We start from the raw sequence: 6,833 nt of genomic DNA on the forward strand, positions 1-6,833 counted from the left end.
CTGGGAGAGGAACCTGTTGTGGAGGTAGTCGCCCGCGTCACCGACGAGCCGCTGGACGCGGCCGCGATGGAGAGCGCCCACGCCGGCTCCGGCGCGGTGGTGACGTTCGTCGGCCGGGTCCGCGACCTGGACGGTGGCCGGGAGGTCGTGGAGCTCGAGTACACCGCGCACCCGTCGGCGGGGGAGGTGCTGCGCGGGCTGGCCGAGAAGGTGGCGGCCGAGCCGGAGGTGCTCACGGTGGCTGTCGCGCACCGGACCGGCCGGCTCGTGGTCGGCGACGTCGCGCTGGTCGCTGTCGTCGCGACCGCGCACCGGGCCGAGGCCTTCCGCCACTGCGCCCAGCTGGTGGAGGACGTGAAGCACTCCCTGCCGGTCTGGAAGAAGCAGGTCTTCACCGACGGCACCCACGAGTGGGTGGGCTCGTGCTGACCGACGGCTTCGGCCGCGTGCACCGGGACCTGCGGGTCTCGCTCACCGACCGCTGCCAGCTGCGCTGCACCTACTGCATGCCGGCGGAGGGGCTGCCCTGGGCGCAGGATGTGCTCACCGCCGACGAGATCGCCCGGGTCGTGCGGGTGGCGGTGCGCGAGGGCATCACCGAGGTGCGGCTGACCGGCGGCGAGCCGCTGCTGCGCCGCGACATCGTCGACATCGTCGCCGCCATCGACGTCCCTGACCTGAGCCTGACCACCAACGGGATGGGCCTCGCCCGGCTGGCCGACGAGCTCAAGGCCGCCGGGCTGCACCGGGTCAACGTCAGCGTGGACACGCTGCGCCCCGACCGGTTCCGGATGCTCACCCGGCGCGGTGGGCACGAGGCCGTCCTGGACGGCCTGTACGCCGCCCGCGCCGCCGGCCTCACACCGGTGAAGGTCAACACCGTCCTGATGCGTGGCGTGAACGACGACGAGATCCTCGAGCTGGTCGCCTGGGCGCGCGCGGAGGAGCTCCAGCTGCGGTTCATCGAGCACATGCCGCTGGGCCCGGAGGGCAGCTGGGAGCGCAGCGACATGGTGACCGCCGAGGAGGTCCTCGAGGTCCTCGGCTCGGCGTACGCCGTGACGCCCCTCGACGGCCGCGAGAGCGCGCCCGCGGAGCTGTGGCAGCTGGACGGCAGCGGCCCGCCGGTGGGGGTGATCGCGTCCGTGACGCGGCCGTTCTGCGGCGACTGCGACCGGCTGCGCCTCACCGCGGACGGGCACCTGAGGTCGTGCCTGTTCGCCCGTGACGAGGACGACCTCCGTCCGCTGCTGCGCGGCGGTGGCAGCGACGACGCGCTCGCTGAGTTCCTGCACGCCACGCTGGCGCGCAAGGGCGCGGGCCACGGCATCGGGCTGCCGGGGTTCCAGCAGCCGGAGCGGACGATGTCGGAGATCGGGGGCTGAGGTGGAGAACCCGTCCGGGCAGCAGCACGTCCTGCGCTCCGGCGACGCCGTCGCGGTCGTCACCGAGGTCGGCGGCGGGATCCGGTCGTTCGACATCGGCGAGGTCCAGGTCCTGGACGGCTTCGCGGAGGACGCCGTCTGCGACGGCGCCCGTGGCCAGTCGCTGCTGCCGTGGCCGAACCGCGTCGCGGACGGGCGGTGGACGTGGGAGGGCGAGCAGCAGCAGCTGGCGCTCACCGAGCCGGACAAGGGCAACGCGATCCACGGCCTCACCCGGTGGGCCAACTGGGAGCTCGTCGAGCTGGCCGCCGGCGCCGTGCACCTGCGGTTCCGCCTGCACCCGCAGCCGGGCTGGCCGTTCCCGATCCGCTGCGACCTGCGCTACGCCCTCACCGACCGCGAGCTCACGGTCCACACCTCGCTCGAGAACCTGGGTCCTCGACCCGCTCCGGTCGCCGCCGGCGCCCACCCCTACCTGTCGGCCGGCGGTGGGCTGGTCGACGACTGCGTGCTCACCGTCCCGGCCGCGAGCTACCTGCCGACCGACGACCGCGGCATCCCGCTGGACCGGGTGCCTGTCGACGGCAGCGACCACGACTTCCGGCAGCCGCGGCGGCTGGGGGACCTGAAGGTCGACGCGGCCTTCGGCGACGTCGAGCACAACCCGGTGGTCCGGCTCGAGCGGCCCGACGGGCAGGTCATCGAGCTGTGGAGCGGTGCCGGCTACGGCTGGATCGAGGTGTTCACCGGGGACACGCTCGCGCCGCAGCGGCGGCGCCGCGGGCTCGGCGTCGAGCCGATGACGGCGCCGCCGAACGCCCTCGTCACCGGCACCGACCTGGTCGTGCTGGCGCCGGAGGAGCGGCTCGACCTGTCCTGGGGCGTCCGGCTCGCCTGAGCCTCACACCGCCGCGAGCAGCTGCGGGCTGAGCACCTTCAGCATGCTGTTGCACCACACGGTCTGCCGGATGGTGCGCTCGTGGCAGGCGGTCACCACCTCGAGCAGCTCGGTGTCCTTGGTCGCCTGCGCCCCCTGGCCCAGCACCGTCCAGAGGACGGAGTTGCCGGAGGCGAGCAGGTAGAGGTGCCGGACGTCGCGCATCAGCAGCAGGCCCGGCTCCGGACGACGGCCGAGCAGCTCGGCCGTCCGCTCGCGGAGCTGCTGGCCCGTCGTGGCGCCGGCCTGGGGCTCGGTCTCTGCCGAGGTCCCGAAGCGGGCCAGGATCGGCTCCAGCGCCTCCCGGTTCTGCAGCGACCAGCGAGCCAGGTCGACGGCGACGTGCCGCACCTCGTGCTCCACGCTGTGCCGGTCGGCGACGACGTGCAGCTCCTTCTCGAGCTCCACCTCTCCCTCGTGCAGCTCGCGCAGGACGGCCTCGAGTGCCTTGGTCATACGAGCACCTCCTCCACCTCGGCCTCGGCGCCACCGCACGTCGCCGGCAGGTTCTGCGCCACCGGCGCGGAGGCGGTGGTCGTCGGCGCCGGCGACGGCTGCCCGTCGCGGGTGAGCAGCCGCACCCGGCAGGCGGCGGTCTTGAACATCGGCTGCTTCGACAGCGGGTCCCAGTCGGTGAGGGTCAGCTCGTTCGCAGCCCGGGGCTCGCCGGCGCCGTCCCAGTAGCCGTAGTGGAAGGGCAGGAACGCGACGCCGTCGCGGATGCCGCTGATCCGCAGCCGCGCCTGCACGGCAGCACGCGGCGTGGCCACCTCCAGCAGGTCACCCTCCTCCAGCCCCAGCCGGGTCGCGTCGCCGGCCGACAGCTCCACTCAGACGTCGGGGGCCGCCTTGTGCAGCTGGGGGGCGCGGTCGGTCTTGGTGCGGGTGTGGAACTGGTAGAGGGTGCGGCCGGTGGTCAGCACCAGCGGGAAGTCCGAGCTGGGGACCTCGTGCGGCAGCACGAACTCGGCTCCCTTCAGCAGCGCCTTCCCTTCGGGGTTGGTGGCCTTGTACTCGGTCGGCTCGGTCGGTGCTCCTGTCACCGGGTCCTTGCCGTAGGACTCGCACTTGTCCGGTGCGGCGAAGGTGATGCCGTCGGTGTAGAGCCGCTCCTGGCCGAGCGGCCACTGCACGCCGGAGCCGTCGCGCAGCAGGTCGTAGCTGATGCCGCTGTAGTCGCACGGCCGTCCCTTGCTGCACTCCACCCACGCCTCGAACGCCTGCTCCGGTGTCGACCAGTGGATCAGCGGGCCGCCGTCCTTGTCGCGCAGGTCCAGCCGCCGCGCGTAGTCGAGGAAGATGTCCAGGTCGGGCCGCGCCTCACCGGGAGGCTCCACCGCCTTCTCCGACAGGTGCACGGTGCGGTCGGCGTTGGTGAACGTGCCGGTCTTCTCGCCCCAGGTGGCCGCGGGCAGGACCACGTCGGCCAGCTCGGCGGTCTCGTTGAGGAACAGGTCCTGCACGACCAGGAACAGCCGCTCCTGGCTGAGCAGCGAGCGGATCCGGCCGAGCTCCGGCAGCGAGACGGCGGGGTTGGTCCCGTTGACCCAGAGGAACCGGATGGAGCCCTGCTCGGCGTACCGGAAGATCTGCATGGCATGGGTCGGCGGCCCGTAGTGCGGGATCTTCGTCGGCTCGACGTTCCACACCCGCGCCAGGTCGGCGACGTGCTCGTCGTTCTGCCAGTTGCGGAACCCGGCCAGGTCACCGTTGGCCCCGGTCTCGCGGGTGTTCTGCGCAGTCGGCTGGCCGTTCATCTGCAGGATGCCGCAGCCCGGCTTGCCGAGCATGCCGCGCAGCAGGTTCAGGTTGTTGACCTGCATCGCCGCCAGGGTGGCCTGGTTGGACTGGTAGACGCCCTGCAGGACGGTCGACAGCAGCCGCTGCGCCGAGCCCAGCAGCTCGGCAGCCCGCTCGATGTCGCGCTCACGTACCTGACAGATCTCGGCTGCCCGGGCGGGGGTGTACGACGCGACGACCTGGGCCAGCTGCTCGTACCCGACGCAGTGGGACTCGACGAAGTCGTGGTCCACCCAGTCGTGCTCGATCAGCTGCTGCAGCAGGGCGTTGAGCAGCGCGACGTTCGTGCCGGGCAGGGGCCGCAGGTGCACTGTCGCCCGCTCGGCGACCTTGGTCTGCCGCGGGTCCACGACGAGCAGCCGCGGCGGGTCCGATCCCTCCAGCCGGTCGAGCACCCGCATCCAGAGCACGCTCTGCGTCTCGGCGACGTTGTGGCCGTACAGCGCCAGCGTGTCGCAGTGGTCGACGTCGGCGTAGCTGCCTGGCTGCCCGTCCGCGCCGAAGGTCTCCTTCAGCGACTCACCGGCCGTCGCGGTGCACAGCCGGGTGTTGCCGTCGAGGTGGTTGCACGACAGCCCGCCCCGGACCAGCGTCGCGAGCGTGTAGTACTCCTCGAGGAACAGCTGACCGGTCGTGTAGAAGCCCAGCGCCGACGGGCCCTGCTCGTCGAGCAGCTCCTCCGTCCGACGGACGACCAGCTCCATCGCGGTGTCCCAGTCGGTCTCGACCAGCGCGCCGTCACGTCGTACGAGCGGGCGGGTCAGCCGGTCGCGGGAGCCGTTGGCCTGCCAGCCGTAGAGGTCCTTCGGGTCCAGCCGGCCGCGGTTGACGCGGTCGACGGCCCGGCCGCGTACGCCGACGATCCGGCCGTCCTTCACCCCGATGTCCATGGCGTCGCCGTTGCTGTGCAGCACCGAGGCGCTCTGCACCCATCGGTCGGGCTCCTCGACGACGAAGCTGTCGATCCGCGCGGGCCACTCCTGGCCGGGCGCGAACGGGGTCCGGCCGCCCCACGGGTCAGCGATGCGGTCACGACGTGTCACGGTCACCTCCAGGGACGTGCACCTGCCCGTAGTTGAGCAGCGCGACGATGAGCACTCCGCCCACGGCATTGCCGAGGACGGCGGCGATCAACCAGGTCAGGTACGACGACAGCGACAGGTCGCCCCGGAGCAGGGCGGTCAGCACCTCGCCGCTGCCGGCGATCGAGTGCGTGAAGTGCCCGACGCCGACCAGGAACGTCAGGCTGACCACGAGCAGCACCTGCCCGACGGTGTCGGTGCTGGCGGTCACCAGCCAGCCCACCAGTGCGACCAGCCAGCCGCCGACGACGGCGGTCCAGAACAGCGTCGAGAAGCCGCGCTCTCCGGATTCGTTGCCCAGTGCCGACAGCGTCGGGCGCCACCGCTCCACGGCCGGCGTCGTGGTCGCCAGCAGCGCGAACAGCAGCGTGCCGACGAGGTTGCCGGCCAGCACGATCCCCCACAGGCGCGCGGTCGCGGCCAGGTGCCGGCGGGTGGAGAGCACCAGGGCCACCGGGAACAGCGTGTTCTCGGTGAACAGCTGCATCCGGCCGAGGATGACGACGAGGAAGCCGAGGGGGTACGCCGTGTACGTCCAGGGCGCGGTCGAGTGGCTCGCGGTCTGCAGGACAGCGACGCCGAGGCCCGACAGGCCCATCGACAGGCCGGCGCCGACCGCGGAGAACCCGAGGTTGTGCCACGGCCGCGCCAGCTCCTCCTCGGCCCCGGAGGTGACGCGGTCGTAGATCTCGGCAGCCGACAGCCTGCTGGTCTCGGTCTCGGCCATGCCTGGCCTGTGCCCGTTCGGGCACGGATCAGACAGACCTCGTTTGACGGCTTGCCGGTGCGGTGACAGGCCAGTCATGACAGACGTGGTGGTCGTGACGGGTGCGAGCGGTGGGGTCGGACGGGCCTGCGTCCGAGCCTTCGCCGACAAGGGGTACGACGTGGCGCTGCTGGCCCGCGGCGACGCCGGGCTGGCCGCCGCGGGAGCGGAGGTGGAGCAGCGCGGCCGGCGCGCGCTCGCGGTGCCCACCGACATGGCGGACTGGCGCGCGGTGGAGGTGGCCGCGCAACGGGTGGAGGACGAGCTCGGGCCGATCACGATCTGGGTGAACGTGGCGTTCAGCGCGGTCTTCGCACGCTTCGTCGACGTCGACCCGGACGAGTTCCAGCGCGTGACCGAGGTGACCTACCTCGGCTTCGTCAACGGCACCCGCGCAGCCCTGCGGCACATGTTCCCGCGCGACCGCGGCGCCGTCGTGCAGGTCGGCTCGACGCTGGCGTACCGCGGCATCCCGCTGCAGAGCGCGTACTGCGGCGCGAAGCACGCGACGCAGGGCTTCCACGAGTCGCTGCGCTGCGAGCTCCTGCACGAGGGCTCCGGGGTGCAGACCACGATGGTCCAGCTGCCAGCGGTGAACACGCCGCAGTTCGACTGGGTGGTCAACAAGCTGTCGCACAAGGCGCAGCCGGTGCCGCCGATCTACCAGCCCGAGGTCATCGCCCGGACCGTCGTGTACGCCGCCGAGCACCCGCAGCGCCGCGAGTACTGGTGCGGCGAAACCACCGCCCTGACCCTCATCGCGAACGCCGTCGCACCCGGCCTGCTCGACCGCTACCTCGCCCGTTCCGGGTTCAGCAGCCAGCAGACCGACCAGCCGAACGCGCACACCAGCCCCGCCAACC

Annotated in this window: 6 protein-coding genes and 1 pseudogene; 4 read left to right on the top strand and 3 right to left on the bottom strand. The window is 72.3% G+C overall.

The genetic code is table 11. The features are described 5' to 3' along the window. From JF597_RS00825 to JF597_RS00835, 3 genes are all read left to right on the top strand, one after another. A partial coding sequence (locus JF597_RS00825; RefSeq protein ID WP_293986717.1) for a molybdenum cofactor biosynthesis protein MoaE occupies positions 1-429 on the top strand: 429 nt, incomplete at its 5' end. Then, positions 423-1,385, top strand: coding sequence for a GTP 3',8-cyclase MoaA (gene moaA / locus JF597_RS00830; RefSeq protein ID WP_293986719.1), 963 nt, complete (start codon positions 423-425; stop codon positions 1,383-1,385). The genes JF597_RS00825 and moaA, both read left to right, overlap by 7 nt. 1 nt (position 1,386) lies before the next feature. Beyond that, positions 1,387-2,283, top strand: coding sequence for an aldose 1-epimerase family protein (locus JF597_RS00835; protein ID WP_293986721.1), 897 nt, complete (start codon positions 1,387-1,389; stop codon positions 2,281-2,283). 3 nt (positions 2,284-2,286) lie between these two features. Here the strand turns inward: JF597_RS00835 and JF597_RS00840 are convergent, their stop codons facing one another. The 3 genes and pseudogenes from JF597_RS00840 to JF597_RS00850 all read right to left on the bottom strand — a co-directional run bounded on the left by JF597_RS00840 (position 2,287) and on the right by JF597_RS00850 (position 5,931). Then, positions 2,287-2,778 carry a hypothetical protein gene (locus JF597_RS00840; RefSeq protein WP_293986723.1) on the bottom strand — a complete coding sequence of 164 codons (492 nt, stop codon included), beginning with the start codon at positions 2,776-2,778 and terminating at the stop codon, positions 2,287-2,289. Next, positions 2,775-5,177 (bottom strand): annotated as a pseudogene (locus JF597_RS00845) (molybdopterin-dependent oxidoreductase). Before JF597_RS00845 ends, JF597_RS00840 begins: the two are co-directional and overlap by 4 nt. Further along, on the bottom strand, positions 5,152-5,931 hold the full coding sequence (locus JF597_RS00850) for a formate/nitrite transporter family protein (protein WP_293986725.1): 780 nt from the start codon (positions 5,929-5,931) through the stop codon (positions 5,152-5,154). Before JF597_RS00850 ends, JF597_RS00845 begins: the two are co-directional and overlap by 26 nt. Positions 5,932-6,007: 76 nt before the next feature. Between JF597_RS00850 and JF597_RS00855 the strand changes: the two genes are divergently transcribed. Continuing rightward, positions 6,008-6,833 (top strand): SDR family oxidoreductase (locus tag JF597_RS00855; RefSeq protein ID WP_293986728.1); only part of this gene is annotated, 826 nt, incomplete at its 3' end.

Origin of the sequence: Streptomyces sp. (assembly GCF_019510245.1) — a bacterium.
Classification (GTDB): Bacteria; Actinomycetota; Actinomycetes; order Streptomycetales; family Streptomycetaceae; genus Streptomyces.